Annotated in this window: 14 protein-coding genes and 1 rRNA gene; 9 read left to right on the plus strand and 6 right to left on the minus strand. The window is 71.9% G+C overall.

Features of this window, described 5'->3' with window-relative positions; translation table 11 throughout:
* The 7 genes from rrf to MKK49_RS10770 all read left to right on the plus strand — a co-directional run bounded on the left by rrf (window position 1) and on the right by MKK49_RS10770 (window position 7,351).
* A 5S ribosomal RNA gene (gene rrf, locus MKK49_RS10740) occupies window positions 1–116 on the plus strand.
* A gap of 319 nt (window positions 117–435) precedes the next feature.
* Window positions 436–2,019 carry a hypothetical protein gene (locus MKK49_RS10745; protein ID WP_244028253.1) on the plus strand — a complete coding sequence of 528 codons (1,584 nt, stop codon included), beginning with the start codon at window positions 436–438 and terminating at the stop codon, window positions 2,017–2,019.
* A gap of 87 nt (window positions 2,020–2,106) precedes the next feature.
* On the plus strand, window positions 2,107–3,630 hold the full coding sequence (locus tag MKK49_RS10750; RefSeq protein WP_244028254.1) for a UbiA family prenyltransferase: 1,524 nt from the start codon (window positions 2,107–2,109) through the stop codon (window positions 3,628–3,630).
* A 32-nt stretch (window positions 3,631–3,662) separates the two neighbouring features.
* Complete coding sequence (locus MKK49_RS10755) at window positions 3,663–4,079, plus strand: GtrA family protein (RefSeq protein WP_244028255.1); 417 nt, start codon at window positions 3,663–3,665, stop codon at window positions 4,077–4,079.
* Window positions 4,076–5,422, plus strand: coding sequence for an FAD-binding oxidoreductase (locus tag MKK49_RS10760; RefSeq protein ID WP_244028257.1), 1,347 nt, complete (start codon window positions 4,076–4,078; stop codon window positions 5,420–5,422). The genes MKK49_RS10755 and MKK49_RS10760 overlap by 4 nt, the downstream gene beginning before the upstream one ends.
* A gap of 82 nt (window positions 5,423–5,504) precedes the next feature.
* Entirely contained in the window at window positions 5,505–6,266 is a 762-nt protein-coding gene (locus tag MKK49_RS10765) for an SDR family oxidoreductase (protein WP_409565054.1), read from the plus strand.
* Window positions 6,266–7,351: an endo-1,4-beta-xylanase gene (locus MKK49_RS10770; protein WP_244028258.1), complete on the plus strand. Its 1,086-nt coding sequence runs from the start codon at window positions 6,266–6,268 to the stop codon at window positions 7,349–7,351. Before MKK49_RS10765 ends, MKK49_RS10770 begins: the two co-directional genes overlap by 1 nt.
* Here the strand turns inward: MKK49_RS10770 and MKK49_RS10775 are convergent.
* The 6 genes from MKK49_RS10775 to MKK49_RS10800 form a co-directional block, all read right to left on the minus strand.
* The gene (locus tag MKK49_RS10775; protein WP_244028259.1) at window positions 7,321–8,631 is read right to left on the minus strand and encodes a VpsF family polysaccharide biosynthesis protein; all 1,311 of its coding nucleotides are present in this window, start codon (window positions 8,629–8,631) and stop codon (window positions 7,321–7,323) included. The genes MKK49_RS10770 and MKK49_RS10775 overlap by 31 nt on opposite strands.
* Before the next feature lie 146 nt (window positions 8,632–8,777).
* The gene (locus tag MKK49_RS10780; protein ID WP_244028260.1) at window positions 8,778–9,407 is read right to left on the minus strand and encodes a LysE family translocator; all 630 of its coding nucleotides are present in this window, start codon (window positions 9,405–9,407) and stop codon (window positions 8,778–8,780) included.
* A gap of 155 nt (window positions 9,408–9,562) precedes the next feature.
* On the minus strand, window positions 9,563–9,808 hold the full coding sequence (locus tag MKK49_RS10785) for a hypothetical protein (protein ID WP_238228441.1): 246 nt from the start codon (window positions 9,806–9,808) through the stop codon (window positions 9,563–9,565).
* A 132-nt stretch (window positions 9,809–9,940) separates the two neighbouring features.
* Window positions 9,941–10,657: a PhoH family protein gene (locus MKK49_RS10790; protein WP_244028261.1), complete on the minus strand. Its 717-nt coding sequence runs from the start codon at window positions 10,655–10,657 to the stop codon at window positions 9,941–9,943.
* Window positions 10,658–11,232: 575 nt separating this feature from the next.
* Window positions 11,233–11,532, minus strand: coding sequence for a hypothetical protein (locus MKK49_RS10795; protein ID WP_244028262.1), 300 nt, complete (start codon window positions 11,530–11,532; stop codon window positions 11,233–11,235).
* Window positions 11,533–11,810: 278 nt separating this feature from the next.
* Window positions 11,811–14,183, minus strand: coding sequence for an ATP-dependent helicase (locus MKK49_RS10800; RefSeq protein WP_244028263.1), 2,373 nt, complete (start codon window positions 14,181–14,183; stop codon window positions 11,811–11,813).
* Between the two features lie 139 nt (window positions 14,184–14,322).
* Between MKK49_RS10800 and MKK49_RS10805 the strand changes: the two genes are divergently transcribed.
* On the plus strand, window positions 14,323–14,592 hold the full coding sequence (locus MKK49_RS10805; RefSeq protein WP_244028265.1) for a hypothetical protein: 270 nt from the start codon (window positions 14,323–14,325) through the stop codon (window positions 14,590–14,592).
* Between the two features lie 189 nt (window positions 14,593–14,781).
* Window positions 14,782–18,393, plus strand: coding sequence for an AsmA family protein (locus MKK49_RS10810; RefSeq protein ID WP_244028267.1), 3,612 nt, complete (start codon window positions 14,782–14,784; stop codon window positions 18,391–18,393).
* The last annotated feature ends 67 nt before the right edge of the window (window positions 18,394–18,460 follow it).

Raw genomic sequence — 18,460 nt, forward strand, 5'->3', positions numbered from 1 at the left:
TCTGGTGGTTTGAGCGGTGTGCCCAGAACCCGATCCCATCTCGAACTCGGCCGTTAAACGCACCAGCGCCCATGGTACTGTGTCTCAAGACACGGGAGAGTCGGTCGCCGCCAGACCTGCACAGCACATCAATCACAAACAGTCCCTCCAGACGATCACCACCGAAACAGGCCGCCCCACACAGGGCGGCCTGTTCGCGTTCGGGCGATGGGTTCGCGGACCGTCCGGTACCCTTCGTCGAGTCAGGGCGATCCCGGCAGGGGAGGGGCCTCGCTCGGCGGCGCATCCACGGAAACCCTCGAAACATCCGCGCTCGGGAACGCGCGGTGGACACCGCGCCGGTTCCTCCGGATACGACGGTTGCCCGTCATGATGTTTTAAGGCGATGGCGCGAATGCTGCGGCGGGCCGGTCTTCGGTGCCCGCGAGCGTGGTCATGGACAGAGTATCGCCCGGAATCGCTGCGCTGATCACCCTCGGCGTCGCCCTGGCCTTCGGCCTCGCCCCCGTCCTCCTCGGGCCGGCGGGCATCATCACGCGCATTCCCGACGACGCGTTCTACTATTTCGTCCTGGCCCGGAATTTCTCGACCCTGGGGACCTGGACCTTCGACGGCGTGCACGCCGCCACCGGTTTCCATCTCCTGTTCGGCTACGGTCTCGCCGGCCTGTACCGGATCGCACCCGGGATCGGCTTCGTCGAGACCTATCTCGTCGTGTCGCTCCTCAATGCGGGCCTGATGACGGCCGCCGTGTACTGGCTCGCTCAAGCCGCCCGCGACACGTTCGCCGCCCGCGAGACGTTCAGTGGCGGGCATGGCTCGGAGGGAGCGGGTGGGGGAGAGCTCGGTGTGGTCCTCGTCGCCCTGTCGGCGGGCGGCCTGCACCTCGTCGGCTTCCCGATGGAATCCTGCCTCGTCATCGCCGCCTCCGCCCTGTCGTACCGGCTCGTCGCCGGGAACATGCAGGCGGGCGGGGCCACCCGCGCGGTCATGGTCGCCGCGGTGGTGACGGGAATCGTCGGCGTGCTCGCCCGGTCGGACTACGCCCTGCTGCCCTTCGCCCTGCTCGCCGGGTTCGTGCTGCACGCCCTCTGGCACCGGCGCCGGCCGGGGCGCGATCTCCGGGTGCCGGCGATGCTGTGCCTCGGTGCGCTCATCGGCATCGGCCTCGTCACGCTCCACACCCACCACTTCACCGGCGGCTTCGTGCAGCGCAGCGCCAGCATCAAGCATTTCTGGGCCTCGGTGTCGGGCTACACCCCGTGGCCGGGCGTGGCGCGGGTGGTCGAGCTGTTCGGTCCCTACGGCCTGCCCCGCGTCCTCGTCCCCGTGGTGCTCGCCGGCCTCGGCCTCCGAGTCGTCCTGCGCGGGCGCCTGCGCGCCCTCCTCGACCATCCCCTCAGCCTCGGCTCCGTGGTGGCGATCCTCGGCTACGTCGCCGCCTACAGCCTGAACGGGGCGGTGCAGTACTGGTACGCCGCGACGTTCTTTCCCGCCGTCGCCCTCCTCGCCGCCGGCCTCGTGGCGAACCTGGCCCCGCGCGGGGCGGTGGTCCCGTTCCTCATCCTGCTCTACGCGGCCTCCGCCGCCTGGCGCTTCGCCCACCCGCCCTGGCCGTGGCAGGTCGCCACCATGGAGGCGGGGCGGATGCTGCGCGCCGAGCCCGGCCTTGCCCCGGTGGCGGCCTGGAACGCCGGCATCGTCGCCTACTTCGCCGAACGCCCGGTGATGAACCTCGACGGCCTCGTCAACGACGACGTCTACCCGGCCGTGGTGCAGGGGCGCCTCGCCCCCTACCTCGCGGACCGGGGCATCCGCTACCTCGTCGATTTCCCGACCCTGTTCTCGGACTCCGGCGGGCGGCGCGGCGGCTACGCCGACGGGACGCTCGCCCGCTGCGCCGTGCCGGAGCGGACCATCCGGCCGGATCTCCCCTTCGACGGCACGCCCCTGACCCTCTACCGGGTCGCGCCGGCCTGCCTCACGGCCGCCCCTCGGGTGGAGGCCGCCGCGCCGTGACGTCCCTCATCGTGTCCCGCGTCGGGATTCCCTTCGTCATGATGGCCGGTGCCGCCGCGCGCGCCGCACGCTCCGAGGTCTAGACGCATGTTCGAACGGTCCCTGGTCCAGGACGGCCCTCAGGACGGCCCGCGGGACGGCTTCGGCCGCGTGGAGGCCGCGCGCGACGTCGCGCGCGGGGGGCTCGCGCCGGGCCTGCCCCTCGTGGTCGACCTCGACGGCACCCTGATCCGCTCCGACCTCCTCATCGAGAGCTTCTTTGCCGAGATCGGCGGCGACCCGCGCGCAATCCTAGCCCTGGCGCGGGCGGTGCCCCGGGGCAAGGCGGCGATCAAGCACCACCTCGGCACGGCCGACCTCGACGTGGCGCGGCTGCCCTACGACCCGGCGGTGCTGGACTGGATCGGCGCGGCGCGGGCGGCCGGACGCCCGGTCTACCTCGCCTCGGCCAGCAACGCCGTGCTCGTCCAGAAGATCGCGGACCATCTCGGCCTGTTCGACGGCTGGTTCGCCTCCGATCACGCCGTGAACCTGTCCGGCGCCGCCAAGGCGGACCGCCTCGTGGCGGCCTTCGGCGCGAACGGGTTCGAGTATATCGGCAACCATGCCGACGACCTGCCGGTCTGGGCCCGCGCCCGCCGTGCCGTCGCCGTGCGTCTCGCGCCCGGCGCGCGCCGGCGCCTCGTCGCCATGACGCCCGACGCCGTCTTCCTGCCCGAGGCCGGGACGGATCGCGTCACGCGGGTGCGGACCTGGGCGCGGCTCCTGCGGGTGCACCAGTACGCCAAGAACGCCCTGGTGTTCGTGCCGCTGCTGATGGCGCACCGCTTCGACGGGCCGGCCTTCCTCGCGGCCCTCCTCGCCTTCGTCGCGTTCTCGCTGTGCGCGTCGAGCGTCTACCTCATCAACGACCTCATCGACATCGAGGCCGACCGGGCGCATCCGACGAAGCGGAACCGCCCGCTCGCGAGCGGTCGGGTGCCGCTGGTGCAGGCCATGCTCGCGGCGCCGCTGCTGTTCGGGGCGGCGCTGGCGGTGAGCCTCACGGTGTCCGGCGCCTTCACGGCGGTGATCCTGGGCTACTTCGCGCTCACCAGCGCGTACTCGTTCTCGCTCAAGCGCAAGATGCTCGTCGACGTGGTGACGCTGGCCGGCCTCTACACGATCCGGGTGGTGGGCGGCGGGGTGGCCGTCGGCGCGGTCCTGTCGGACTGGCTCCTGGCCTTCTCGCTGTTCATGTTCATGTCGCTGGCGCTGATCAAGCGCTACACCGAACTCACGAGCCGCCTCGATCGGGGCCTGCCGAGCCCGACCAACCGCAACTACGAACTGTCCGACCTGCCCATCGTCGCCGCGCTCGCGGCGGCCGCCGGCTACAACGCCGTGGTGGTGCTGTCCCTCTACCTGTCGTCCGAGGCGGTGACGCAGCTCTATTCGCGCCCGAAGCTCCTGTGGTGCGTCGGCCCGGTGATCCTGTACTGGATCTCGCGGGCGCTGCTCATGGCGCACCGCCGGATGATGCACGACGACCCCATCGTCTTCGCGCTCCGCGACCGGGTCAGCCTCGTGACGGCGGCCACCGTCGGTGCCCTGGTGCTCGCCGCCATATGAGCGCGCCCGCCAAGTCTCATCCTCATCCCCCGATGACCCGTCCGGGCCCCGTCGCCCTCGGCCTGCGCTACGTCGGCTTCGCCGTGCTCGCCACCGCGGCGAACCTCCTGGCGCAGGAGGCCACCGTGCGGATCGCGCCGTGGGCGCCGCTCCTCGTCTCCGTCGCCATGGGCACGGGCGTCGGGTTCGTCGCCAAGTACGGCCTCGACAAGTACTTCGTGTTCTTCGATTCCTCGGCGAGCCGGAGCGAGGAGGCGCGCAAGATCGGGCTCTACGGCCTGTTCAGCGTCGTCACCACCCTGGTGTTCTGGGTGTTCGAGTTCGGATTCTTCGCACTCTGGGGCACGAGCACGGCCAAGTATGCCGGCGCGATCCTCGGCCTCGGCGTGGGATACGCGGTCAAGTACGGCCTCGACCGGCGCTTCGTCTTCACCGGGCGCACCCCGTGAGCACCGACACGCAAACGATCGCCGGCTGGGGCCGTTACCCGCGCCGCGTCACGCGGCTCATTCCCGTGCGCGAAGAAGCCGCCGTGGCGCCCCTCCACCGGGCCGAGACCGGGCTCATCGCCCGCGGCAACGGCCGGGCCTACGGCGATGCCGCGCTGGGCGACACCACCACCCTGGCGCTCGGCGGCCTCGACCGGATGATCGCCTTCGATCCGGAGACGGGCCACCTCGCCGTGGAGGCCGGGGTGCTGCTCGCCGACATCATCGACGCCTTCCTGCCGCGCGGGTTCTTCCCCGCCGTGGTGCCGGGCACGCGCTACGTCACCGTCGGCGGCGCCATCGCGGCGGATGTCCACGGCAAGAACCACCACGGCGCCGGCGGTTTCGGCGCCCATGTCGAGAACCTCACCCTCGCCCTGCCCGACGGGGCGGTCCGCACCTGCGGGCCCGACGCGAACGCCGACCTGTTCGCCGCCACCCTCGGCGGCATGGGGCTGACGGGCACGATCCTGCGCGCGACCCTTCGCCTGCGCCGGGTCGAGACCGGCTGGATCCGCCAGCGCACCGTGGCGGCGGCCGACCTCGACGCCGCCATGCAGGCCCTCGAGGCGGCCAACGGATCGACCTACGCGGTCGCCTGGATCGATTGCCTCGCGCGCGGCGCCGCGCGGGGCCGTGCCCTGGTCTATCGCGGCGAGCACGCCACCCGGGCCGACGTCGCGGACCTCGCCCCCGATGCGCCCCTGAACCCGCCCGCGGGTGGGGGCGCCCTCGCGGTGCCACTGGACCTGCCGGCTTTCACCCTCAACCGCCTGAGCGTCGGCGCCTTCAACGCCCTCTATTACGGGCGCGGCCGCGCGGGGGGGAATCGCGAAACACTCGTCGGCTGGGCACCGTACTTCTTCCCCCTCGACGGCATCCGCGACTGGAATCGCATCTACGGCGCGCGCGGCTTCCTCCAGCACCAATGCGTGATCCCCAAAGCCCGCAGCCGGGCGGCCCTGGCCGAGATCCTCGACCGTGTCGCCCACGCGGCGCCCTCGTTCCTCGCCGTGCTCAAGCTCCTGGGGCCGGGCGGCGGCGTGATGTCGTTCCCCCTGGAGGGCTACACCCTCACCCTCGATTTCCCCGCGAGCCCCGCCAACCTCGCCCTGCTCGACAGTCTCGACACCATCGTGCGGGCGGCCGGCGGCCGGCTCTACCTCGCCAAGGATGCCCGCCAGAGCCGCGACACCTTCGAGGCCGGCTACGGCGACGCCGCCGCGCGGTTCCGGGCCCTGCGGCGGGACCTCGGCGCCACGGACCGGATCGCCTCCGGCCTGTCGCGGCGGTTGGCGCTGTGAGGCCGTCCGTACCCGAACCGGGTGGTCACGCTTGCCGCACGACCCTGCCCATCCGGCCCCACTCCAACCCGTCCGAGGCCGCATGACCGAGACCGTTCCCGTGCCGATGCGAAAACTCATGCTCCTCGTGGGCGCCACCTCCGATATCGGCCACGCCACGGCCCTGGCCTACGCGCAGGGCGGATGGGACGTGATCCTGGCCGCCCGCGACGCGGCGGCGGCTTCCCGCAACGCCGCCGACCTGACCGCGCGCACCGGGCGGCCGGTGCCGGTCCTCACCCTCGACATCACCGAGACCACGGCCTTCACCGCCTTTGTCGATGGCCTGCCGCGCCTGCCCGACACGGTGGTGAGCGTCGTCGGGCTGCTCGGCACCCAGGCCCGCGCTCAATCCGACCTCGACGACGCGGCGCTCGTCATGCGCTCGAACTTCGAGGGGCCGTCCCTCCTGCTCGGCCTGTTCGCGGAGCGCTTCGCCGCGCGGGGCTCGGGCACCCTCGTGGGCGTCTCGTCGGTGGCGGGCGAGCGCGGTCGAGCCTCGAACTACGTCTACGGGGCGGCCAAGGCCGGATTCACCGCCTTCCTGTCGGGCCTGCGCAACCGCCTCGCGGCGTCCGGCATCCACGTGCTCACGGTCAAGCCCGGCTTCGTCCGCACCCGCATGACGGCGGGGATGCCGCTGCCGAAGCTCCTCACGGCCGAACCCGCCGAAGTCGGCGCCGCGATCTTTCGCGGTGCGGAGGTGTCCCGGCGCGACGTCATCTATGTCCGGCCGGTCTGGGTCCTCGTCATGGCCATCATCCGCGCCATCCCCGAGCGCGTGTTCAAGCGGTTGAAGCTGTGATGCGGGATGTCTCGCGCCGATCCGTCGTCCTCGGCGGGGCGGCCATCGCCGCCGGCACCGCCGGCCCGGTGCGCGCCGCGGCCATCGCCGCCGTCCCGTCGCTCGGCGCCCTCGCGGCGGCGCGCGGGATCAGCTTCGGCGCCTCCATCGACGTCACGGTCCTCACCGATGCGAGGCTGGCCGAGCTCTACCGGCACCAGACCCGCATCGTCACCACCGATGTCGCCTTGAAGTTCGGGTCGATCCGCCCGCAGCCGAACGTCGCCGACTATTCGGAGGGCGACGCCCTGGTGGCGTTCGCCGCGAAGGCGGGCTTGGCCGTGCGCGGCCACACCCTCGCGTGGAACGCCTACCAGCCGGACTGGGTGGAGAAGCTCAGCCCCAAGGAGGGCGCCTACTGGCTGGAGCGCCACATCGCCGAGACGGTGGGCCGCTATGCCGGGCGCCTGCATTCGTGGGACGTGGTCAACGAGCCCCTGTGGCCCGGCGACGGCAACCCGGGGCACCTGCGCGGCGGCCCGTGGTTCCGCGCGCTCGGCCCCGACTACATCCGCCGCAGCTTCGTCGCCGCCCACCGGGCCGATCCGGGCGTCCGCCTCGTTCTCAACGAGGCCAGTCCGGAGTGGAAGATCGCGTTCGAGCCGACGGAGACCTACAAGACCGCCCTCCTGCGCCTCGTCGACGATCTCCAGCATGCCGGAATCCGCCTCGATGCGGTTGGCCTCGAATGCCACTGGTTTCCCGACTTCGTGTTCGAGCGCGAGGGATTTTCCAAGCTCGTGCGCGATCTCGCGGCGCGAAAGCTCGACGTCTACCTCACGGAACTCGACGTCAACGACCTGCGCATGCCGGGCAACGAGACCCGGCGCGACGCGCAGGTGGCGGACCGCTACAGCGAAATCATGCGGGCGGCCCTGGCCGAACCCGCCATCAAGGTGATCCAGACCTGGCAATTGTCCGACGGCCAGTCCTGGCTCAATGGCGAGGCCGGCCTGCTCGACCGCAAGCCACGCCCGCTCCCCTTCGACCGGGCCTACGCGCCGAAGCCCGCCTATCACGCCATGGCGGACGCCCTACGGCGCTGACCTTCCGCCTCCCCGCGCGGGGAGGCCCAGGTCAGCACCAGAAGCAGCATCACCACAAGGCTGAAGGCGACGCCCTTGCTGGAAAAGCCCGTCGAGGTGACGTTGAGGATGAGGTAGAGGCCGAGGGCCGCCTTGCCCTGCCAGGGCACCAGGCGGCCGAGCGCGATCACGAACAGGCCGAGTCCGAGGAACAGCACGGAACTGGCAAAGATTCCGCTCGTGAGCAGGAAGGCGACGACGAAGCTCTCGAGGCCGAGTTCCAGCCCCTCGCGGATCTGCAGGGCGGCCAGGGTCTCGGGGTCTGGGCCGATGAACAGGTCGCCCCATGAGAAATCGCCGAACAGCGACAGCATCCGCACCCGGGTCTCGGCGCTGCCGGAATCGTCCACGAACCGATCGACGAAGAGCGCGACGTAGTCGCTGCCGCTGGCGAACCAGATTCCGGCCGCGACGAGGGGGCAGAGTAGGGCGACCCACAGGAGGCTCGACAGCGCGAAGCGGCGTCCCGACAGGATGAGCAGGGCGCGCACGCCGAGCCAGACCAGGGCCGCCGCCGCGAGCCCCGCCGCCGCCGTGCGGCCGCCGAAGGCCGGCAGGGCCGCGAGCTGCAGCACGAAGGCCGGCAGCGCCCAGCGGGCCGGCAGGCCGCCGCGCAGGCCCGTGAGCAGCAGCAGGGCGTAGACCGCCGTGACGCCGGCATTCTGCAGGGGATGGCCGAGCAGCGCCGTGGAGCGCCAGTCGAAGGTGATGATCTCGTCGCCGATGTAGTACGGGACCAGCCGCCATTTCAGCAGGGATTCGAGGCTCCCGATCACGGCGTTGGCGGCCATGAGCCCGTGGATGATCCGGTCCATGATCCGCAGGGAGCGGGGGTCGGTGCGGGCCAGCAGAACGGCGACGACGGCCGGCGCCATCAGCGTATCGACGATGAACGTCACCGGACGGCCCAGCACCAGGGGCACGTAGAGCATGTAGAACGCCAGGCAGGCGACGTAGATCAGCGAGAGGCGGTCGTCCCGCAGCAGGCGCCCAACGGTCGCGTCCGGCCCGTCCTCGACGACGAGGAGCGCGAAGGCGGCGAAGACCATCAGGGTGCCTGGATGGAATTTCTCGAAGGGCAGCCCGCCCGACGTCTCGTAATGGTAGCCGACGGTGGCGAGCAGCATCGACGAGACGGCGAACGTCAGCACCACCCCGGCCACCGTCAGCCCGACGCGCAACCGGTGCAGGGCCGGGCGTTCCCGCGCGAAACCCGCGTTCGTTGAGGGAAACCCTCTCACCAAGACCGAGATCCATCGCGGCGGCGCGCCGTCCACTCATCATCCGGGCATCGGATTAAGCGTTCGTTCTCGCGCGGGGGGCAATCTCGCGCGCGGGGGCAATCTCGCGCGAAGGGACGACGCGGCGATCACGCAGACGCGACGCCCTACGGGCGCGTTCCCAGCAGCACCGCGCCGAAGCCGATGAAGATCGCCCCCGTGGCCCGGTCGAACAGGCGCTTGAGGCCGGGGCGGGTCAGGGTCGCGGCGAGGCGGGCGCCGCTCAGGGCGTAGACGCCGTACCAGAACATCTCCGCCGCCGCGAAGGTCGCGACCAGGATCGCGAATTGCGGCCCCTGCGGCAGGCCCGCATCGACGAATTGCGGGAAGAAGGCGCCGGCGAACAGGAGCAGCTTCGGGTTGCTCGCGCCGATGAGGAAACCGTCCCGGACGAGGCGGCCGGACGACGGACGCACCGGGGGCGCCCCGGCCGTCCCGACGCGGATCGGTGCCTCGGCGCCCCGCCAGGCCTGGACGCCGAGGAAGATCAGATAGGCGACGCCGGCGTAGCGCAGGGCGTCGAACAGCCTCGGCGAGGCCAGCAGCACGGCGCTCAGGCCGGCGGCGGAGGCCAGCAGCACGAGGAGGACGGCCGAGAGGCACCCGGCCATGGCCGCGAGGCTGCCGCGTAGGCCGAAGCGGACGCTGCGCCCCAGCACGTGGAGCATGTTGGGGCCCGGCGTCGCGCTCAGCAGGAAGACGGCGGTGAAGAAGAGCCACCACGTGTGGAGCGTCATGATTCGCGACCGGTTCAGGGATCTCGCCCTCGCCATACACCCGCCCGCCCCGGCGACGCGTGCGCTTCGCGGGAGGCAGGACCGCGAAACGCGCGGGCCGAACGAAAAAAGGGCCCCGCGAGGGACCCTTTCGTTCTCGATCGGAAACCGATCGATCACATGCGGCGCATCATCCGGCGATGCATCATCTTGCGGTGCATGTGACGGTGCATCATGCGACGCTCCATGCGCCGATGCATCATGCGGCGTTCCATCCGACGCTCCATGCGCATCTGCACGGTGGACACGGTCTCGGGAGCGGTGACGCCCATGGGCGCGCCGGGGGCGGCCGAGGCTGAGGTGGCGAGGCTGGCGCCGCCGAGCGAGGCGAGCACGGCGATGGCGAAGGTCAGTTTCCTCACGTGGAACTCCCGTTGTGTTCTTGTCCGAGTGCGGCACCCGGCCCGTGCGCCCGTCCCGTGGTCGGACGACGCGTGTCGCACACCGGGGTGGGCGGCAGGCTCCGCAGGTGCCCGCCGCTGATAACCCACGAGTCAGAGATTCGTTTCCTCGAAAGCCCGTACCCAATCAGCACAAATTCCCGAGCGCACGATGTCGTCGAGGGTAAATTCCACCACCGGGATCGGCATCATCCGGCTTTTGACGAGGTGGATCACCGTGCGCAGGCCCGAAGTCTCGCGCAGGTCCGTCTGCGAAACGTCGCCGTTGATGATCACCTGGCAATCGTCTCCGATGCGGGTGAGGAACATCTTGATCTCGGCCGTCGTGGTGTTCTGCGCCTCGTCGAGGATCACGAGGCAGTTCTTGAAGGTGCGCCCGCGCATCACCTCGAACGGCACCACCTCGATGTCGCCGGTCTTGACCGCGATGTCGAAGGCGGCCGCGCCCATGCGCTCCTTCATGGTCTCGGTGAGCGGGGCCACCCAGGGGGCGATCTTCTCCTCCAGGGTGCCGGGGAAATAGCCGAGGGAGCGACCCGAGGGCACGTTGGGGCGGGTGATGATCACCTTGCCGATGCGGCGCTGGCGGAGCTGATCCGCCGCGCGGGTGCCGGCGATGAAGGTCTTGCCGGTGCCGGCGGGGCCGAGAACGATCACCTGCTTGTGAAGCGCCAGGGCGTCGAGATACTGGGCCTGCCGGTCGGTGAGAGGCTGGATCGGACTGAGGTTGCGTTCCTCGTCGAAGCGGGTCCGGTGCAACCGGACCGGACGATCTTCCACCAGTTCAAGTCGTGTGCGCCGTCTCTTCATCGATCAATACTCCACCTGGACTTGCCAACCGGACTCAATCTGAACTGCACTTGTTGAACGTGACGCGCCGAACTTTATCCTGTCTCGTAACCCTCGTTTCCTCCCCACCGGACATCAGTGTCCGCTGACAGCCAATCCGGCCGCAAGTGGGCGGTTCCCACCCGGACAACCTTGCCTGTGGATGGCAGGGGCGCCCCGGTCTTCGTCCGCACCGTATCGTTGCACGCACCATGCCGTGCCGGAAGCGACGGCGGCGTGACGGTCGATATTCTCGATCATTGATGTAGAAAGTCCGCACGGTTTTAGACTTGGACGCGAGGCGGGAGGTTTTTTCGCGGGCGGGCGATGCTGATCCCGCCCCATCCGCAAATCCGACGCGGGACAGAGCACGCGCGCTCCTATCGGGCGGCATGCGGTGGCCTCACCCGGAGACGTCGACGGTGGCTCGCGAGCGCCTCACGAAGCGCCCGGACGCCGCCAAGGACACCGCCGAGTCTCTCTCCGGGCACCACGGCGCGGCGGGCGCTTCACGCGAGGCACTCACGCATTCGCGGCAAGTCACCATTCGCAGCAAGTCACGCAGCGCCGTTCTGTCCCCTCGGCTCCGGACGGGCTTTCTTCTTCTTGGCCTTACGGGGCTTCGCGGCCGGCTCATCCTCCTTGCCGCGCTCCTTGAGCGCAAAGTCATGGAGTTCGTCCGACTGGGTCGCGTTCGAAGCAGGCCCGTCCGATAGGGCGAAGAACGCGGCCCGGACGATGTCCTTCTTGGTGACGTCAGGGTGCTTTTCCCGCACGGCGTGGATCAGCTCCTTGGGCTTGATGCCCGGCGAGGCGACCTGACGCAGGACGGCAGCAAGCTCTGCAATGGACGACATCGTGGGACCCAAATGCTCTTCCGCGATGGGGATTCCTGCGCGCAACCGGCCAACGCATCCGCCCTTATGACGGCGCGAAGACAGCCCTTGGTTGTGCGGACCTTGGTTGTCCGGACCCGGGCCGTGAAGGTGTGGCATCGACGGTACGGTAGCGTACGCCTTTTATCGACGGCCACCAAACCGTTCCCTTCCCGAGACCGGAACGGTTCCCGGGCGCGCTCATCCGATCGACGGCGCGCCCTTCGTCTCGGCAGCGCGGCGAGGGGAACACGCCCCGATCACGCCGGCTGGATGAAGCTGTCCAGCACCATCTTCTGGCCGGCCTTGTCGAAATCGACGGTGAGCTTGTTGCCGTCCACGGCAGCGACGTCGCCGGGGCCGAACTTGGTGTGGAACACCCGCATGCCCACGGAGAAGGCCGACGGCGCACCGGTGGATTTCGCGATGAGTTCGCCCTCGATCTGGCGCGGGCCGCCGGAGCGGTTGGCCGGGTTGCGGGAGGGCCCGCCCCCGAAATTGCCCGTGTTGGCGGTGGCGGCCTGGGCCCGCTGCCAGCCCGGCGTGCCGTAGGACGAACCGAACGGCGTCGGGTTGCGGTCGAAGCGCGAGGCGCCGGCCGAGAAATGCGCGGGCGCGTCGATGACGTCGACGCTGCCCGGCGGCAACTCGTCGATGAACCGGCTCGGCACCGTGGACGACCACAGGCCGTGGATGCGGCGGTTGACGGCAAACGACAGCTTGGCGCGCTTGCGGGCGCGGGTGAGGCCCACATGGGCGAGGCGGCGTTCCTCCTCGAGGCCGGCCCGGCCGCTCTCGTCGAGGGCCCGCTGGTTCGGGAACAGGCCGTCCTCCCAGCCGGGGAGGAACACCGTGTCGAACTCGAGGCCCTTGGCGGCGTGCAGCGTCATGAGCGAGACCCGGTCGGCGCCCTCCTGCTCGCTCGCCTCCATCACCAGGGAGACGTGTTCGAGGAAGGCGGCCATGTCGGGGAACTCCTCCATGGAGCGCACGAACTCCTTGAGGTTCTCCAGCCGCCCGGCGGCGTCGGCGGATTTGTCCTTCTGCCACATCTCGGTGTAGCCGGATTCCTCCAGGATGGTCTGGGCCACCTCGGAATGCGGCTTGGTGCCCACCGTCCGGGCCCACCGCGAAAAACTCTCGACGAGGGCGCGGACGCCCGTGCGGGCGCGGGGCTTGAGCTCGTCGGTCTCCGTGAGCAGGCGCGCGGCCTGGAGCAGGGGCACGCCCTGGGCACGGGAATAGCCGTGCAGGATCTGGAGGGTGGCGTCGCCGAGGCCGCGCTTCGGCGTGTTGAAGATCCGCTCGAAGGCGAGGTCGTCGGACGGATTCATGGTGACGCGGAGATACGCGAGGGCGTCGCGGATCTCGGCGCGCTCGTAGAAGCGCGGGCCGCCGATGACCCGGTAGGGCAGCCCGAGCTGGACGAAGCGGTCCTCGATCTCGCGCATCTGCGCCGAGATGCGCACCAGCACGGCGATCTCGGAGAGGGGGTGCTGCTTGTGCTGAAGCGATTCGATGGCCTCGGCGAGCTGGCGGGCTTCCTCCTCCGAATCCCAGGCACCCGCCACCGTCACCTTCTCGCCGGGCACATCCTCCGTGCGCAGGGTCTTGCCGAGCCGGCCCTCGTTCTTGGCGATGAGCCCGGAGGCGGCGGCCAGAATGTGGCCGGTGGAGCGGTAATTGCGCTCCAGGCGCACCACGGTGGCGCCGGGAAAGTCGTGCTCGAACCGGAGGATGTTGTCGACTTCGGCCCCGCGCCAGCCGTAGATCGACTGGTCGTCGTCGCCGACGCACGCCACGTTGCGGTGGCCCTGCGCCAGCAGGCGCAGCCACAGGTACTGGGCGACGTTGGTGTCCTGGTACTCGTCGACGAGGATGTAGCGGAAGCGCTGCTGATAGTTCTCCAGCACGTCCGGGTTCTCGCGCCACAGCTTGAGGCAGAGCAGCAGGAGATCGCCGAAATCGGCGGCGTTGAGGGTGAGCAACCGGGCCTGGTAGGCGGTGTAGAGGGCGCCGCCCTTGCCGAAGGCGAAGGCTCCCGCCTCGCCCGGCGGCACCTGCTCGGGCAGGAGGCCGCGGTTCTTCCAGCCGTCGATGGCCGAGGACAGGGCGCGGGCCGGCCAGCGCTTCTCGTCGATGTTCTGGTCGACGATGACCTGCTTCATCAGCCGCAGCTGGTCGTCCATGCCCAGGATCGTGAAGTCCGAGCGCAGGCCGACGAGTTCGGCGTGGCGGCGCAGGATCTTGGTGCCGATGGAGTGGAAGGTGCCGAGCCACGGCATGCCCTCGCCGGCCGGGCCGATGAGTGCGCCGATGCGGTGCTTCATCTCCCGCGCGGCCTTGTTGGTGAAGGTCACCGACAGGATGTCGAACGGCCGGGCCTTCGATGTTGCGATGAGGTGGGCGATCCGCGTGGTGAGCACCCGGGTCTTGCCGGTGCCGGCCCCGGCGAGCACGAGGACGGGGCCGTCCGTCGCCTCGACGGCGCGGCGCTGCTCGTCGTTGAGGCCGTCGAGATAGGGTGAGCCCTGCGGCCGCAGGGAAGCCATGGCGCGGGCTGCGATGGAGGTGGGCGCGTCGGAAGCGGGCACCGGCCGCGAGGCCCCCGCCGTGTCGGGGTGTTGGGTCATGCCGCATCCCTGGACCAAAACACGAACGGCGTCGAGGGTCGCGCGCGCGGGGCCTGCCCGCGACGTGCCATCGCGGGAACCCGGCTCTCGCCTCGGGCGTCGTCCCCACACACGCATCGCCCCACAGGGACGCTTCGCCATGACCCCAACGCTCCGAACCACATCCGTCCGCACCCTCGCGGGCCTCGCCCTGCTGGTGGCGGGCGCCGGCCCGGCCCTCGCCCAATCGTCGGGCAATCCCAACACCCTGAACAACATGAACGATCGGCTCGCGACCCAGAGCCAGATCCGCGGCGTCCAGACCCAGCAGCAATTCGACAACAGCCAGAACCGGATGCAGATTCAGCGCAACGAGCTGTTCCGCCCGGAGCCGAGCGCCGGACCGACCATCGTCGCCCCGCGGCGGTAGCGGCGGCCATCGGGGGTCGCGCACCCTGTGCGGGGCCCCTTTGCCGGCTGTTCGCCCCGGCGACGGATCGATGGACAGGCCCGGCCCCGGTGCACACAACCCCGGCCGGTGTGATATGCCGCCCCTCGGACGGGACGCGATCCCGTGGGAACGGCCCCGCCTCCGGGGGCGCGGCGGAACGAGACGAGCGTGCGTGACATCCTGACCGCGCTGGCGGGAATCGTCGTCCTCCTCCTCGTCGCGGCGCTGGCGGTTCCGCCCTTCGTGGCGTGGGAGGGGCAGCGCGGCCTCATCGACGGCGCGGTGTCCCGGTCGCTGGGCCTGCCCGCCCGCAGCGAGGGCCGCATCGAGGTCCGGCTCCTGCCCTCGCCGCGCCTGCGCTTCGACCGCCTGCGGCTCGGGGATCAGCCGGCCAAGCCTGGCTTCGACAAGCCCGGCCTCGACAAGCCCAGCCTCGACCTGCATTTCGTGAAGGCGGAGGTGGCCCTGTCCCCCCTCCTCACGGGCGCGGTGCGGTTCACCGAGACCCGGATCGGGCGGGCCGAACTCCGTCTGCCCGTCACCGAGGGCGAGGCGATCCTCGTGCCCGCCGACCTCGCGGCGGGACTGGCCGGGCGCGATCTCGCCATTGAGGACCTCCAGGTCCGCCAGTTCCTCATCACCACCCAGGTGCCGGCCACGGGCCGTACCGACCAGATCTACGCCGAGGCCGTGCGGCTCTCGGCCCCGCGCCTCACCGGGCCGTGGCGCGCGGAGGGCACGAGCCGGGGCGTCCCGTTCCGGGTGAGCACCGGCGAGCCGACGCCGGAGGGCCTCCTGCCCGTCAAGCTCTCGGCCGGTGGCGACACCCGGCCCTACGCGGAGATCGACGCGAAGGTCTCCCTCGCCGCCGCCGCCGGGGCCGCCGGCCCAAGCGAGCGCGCGGTGATCCCGCAGGCGGAGGGCACGGCCCGCCTCGTCGTCGGGCCGCCCTCCCAGGCCGCCGGCGCCTACCTGCCCGTCACGCTCGGCGGTGCGTTCACCGCGCGGGGCGCCGTCGCCCGGTTCAAGTCTCTCGACCTCGACATCGACCCGGGCGGCCGCGCCCTGCGCCTGTCGGGCACCGGGCGGGTGGATGTTCGCAACGGCCGCGCCGCCCTGGCGCTCGGCGCGCGCCGCCTCGACCTCGACGCCTTCCTGCTCTCGGCCGCGGGCCAGGCCCTACTGGCCCGCGGCCTGCCCAGGGCCGGGACCCATCTGCCGGTGAGCATCGACGTCGATCTCGCCATCGACAGCCTCGCCCTCGGCCTCGAAGACTGGTCGAACCTGGCGCTCGCCGGCACCCTCGAGCGCTCGGGCGGCCTCGTGCTGAAGCGGTTCTCCGCCACCGCGCCCGGGGCCGCCACGGTGAGCGCGTCCGGCGAGATCGACGCCGATCCGACCCCCCGCTTCACCGGGCAGCTCGCCCTCGACGCACCGGCCTCGGACGGGTTCGGGCGCTACCTCGGCAAGCTCGGGCTGGAGGGGCCGGGGATCGCCCTCCTGGACGGGCGCCCGATCCGGGCTTCGGCCGACCTGTCGGCGGCGCCCCTCTCCGTGTCCCTGCGCAACCTGCGCCTCGACCTCGGCCCGGCGCGGATCACCGGCAATGCCCGCTACCGGGCCCCCGAGGCCGGCACGCGCGGGCGCGTCGACGCGCAGCTCGCCGCGCAGGGGATCGACATCGCCGCCCTGCCGTCGTTCAGCGGGGCGCTCGCCGACCTTCAGGGCCACGATCTCGGCCTCGTGCTCCAGGCCCGCGACGTGCGCTACGGTCCGGCGAGTTCCGGCAACGGCACCATCGCGGCGAGCATCCAGTCGGACGGGGCGAGTCTCGCCATCGACAGCCTCGACGTGACCGACCTCGCCGGCGCCAACGCCAGCCTGTCCGGCCGCATCGGCGCCGACGGGGCCGGGCGCATCGCCGGCCGGGTCTCCGCACCGGTGGCGGCGCCGCTGCTGGCCCTGCTCGACAAGGCCTGGATCGCCGAGGCGCGCCTCGTTCCGCAGGCGTTTCGCGAGGGCGGCCTCGATCTGGGGGTGACCCTGGAGCGCGACGCGGGCGCCGCCGACACCCTGCGCACCACGGCCAAGGGCGCGGCGGCGGGCGGCAGCCTCGACCTCGACCTCGTCAGCCGCGCCGGCCGCATCGGCCAGCTCGACCTCACCCTGGCGGCCCCCTCCGCCGCCACCTGGTTCGGCCGCGCCGGCGGGGCGGGGCTCGCCGGACCCGCCCGCCTCCACCTCTCCGGCATCCGCGCCGCCGGGGCCGAGGGCGAGGCGTCGGGCCTCGCCCTCCGGGTGACCGGGACGGTCGCCGACCTCACCATCGCCACCACCCGGCCGATCCTCCTGGACGGCGAGGCCGGATTCGGACTTGCGCGCGCCGGCGAGATCCGTCTCGGCAGCCCCGACCTCGCGCCGTTCGTGCGCCTCGTGGGCGGTACCGCGCCGATCCCCGCGACCCTGCCCGCCGACCTCACCCTCGGCCTGTCGCGGGCCGGCGACGAGGCCCGCGTGGCGGTGACCGGGCGGTTCGCCGGCAGCGCCGTTTCGGGCGAGATCGGAATCGCCCCCGGAGGCGAGATCACCGGCCGCGCCAGCCTCGGGCGCCTGTCGGTGCCGGCGCTCGCCGCCGCCCTGGTGATGCCGGAGGGCCGGCCCGGCGCCGACGCGGCCTTCGCGCGCTTTTCCGCCCCGCCCGCCATCCGCCCGCGCATCGTCCTCGCCCTCGGCGTCGAGAGCCTCGACCTCGGGCGCGGCTTCGTGGCCACGGGCACCACCCTGACGGCGCGCCTGGAGGACGGGACCCTTGGCCTGTCCGACCTCGCCGGCACCCTGGCGGGCGGGCGCCTCACCGGCGCCGTCACCCTGTCGCGCCAGGGCGGAGCGGCGTCCATCGCGGGCGAGGGCGCGTTGAGCGGGGCGGGGCTTGCCGGCCTCGTCGGCCCCGGCCCCGTCTCCGGCCGCCTCGGCGCGAGCCTGCGGTTCGGCACGTCGGGCGAGACCCCGGCCGCGCTGGGCAACAACCTCGGCGGCAGCGGTTCCCTCACCCTCGCGGCCCTGACCCTGCCGGGCGCCGACCCGGCGGGCCTCGCCCGCGCCCTCGACCGGGCGCTGGCCGAGGACGATCCCTTACGCGAGGGCCGCCTCCAGGCCCTGGTGGCCGAGGAACTCGGCGCCGGGCCGCTCACCGCGCCCGGCCCCGTCACCACGCCCGTGACCCTGGTGGGCGGCAACCTGCGCGGCGGCCCCCTGACCCTCGACCTCGGGCCCGCGCGCTGGACCGGCACGCTGGGCCTCGACCTGCGCAGCGGCCGCCTCGACGCGCGCGGCACCCTCACGGCCGCCACCGCTCCAAAGGCCTGGACGGGCGGGGCGCCCGCGATCCAGCTCGGCTTTTCCGGGCCGGTGGCGACGCCCGCGCGACAGGTCGATGCCGGCCCCTCCACCAACGGCCTCGCCGCCCTCGTGCTGCAGCGGGAACTCGAGAGCATCGAGCTCCTGGAGGCCGACCAGACCGAGCGCCTGCGCCGGCGCGCCCGCATCGAGATGGACAAGGCCCGCGCCGCCGCCCTCAAGGCGGCCGCCGACCGCGCCGCCGCCGAGAAGGCCCTGGCCGATAAGCTCGCGGCGGAGGAGGCCGCGCGACAGGCCCGCCTGCGCGCCGAGAAGGCCGCGGCGGAGCGCGCCGCCGAGGCCGCCCGGCAGGCCCGCGCGGCCGAGGAGGCGGCCCGGCGTCAGGACGCGGCCCCCGAGCCGCAGGCCGCCCCTCAGCCCTGACCTCCATGGCGAGAACTGCGGCCGTGCCGGGTCCCTTCTCCCCCGGTGTGGAAGGGCGACGGCCGAT

Origin of the sequence: Methylobacterium sp. J-090, assembly GCF_022829345.1 — a bacterium.
GTDB lineage: Bacteria > Pseudomonadota > Alphaproteobacteria > Rhizobiales > Beijerinckiaceae > Methylobacterium.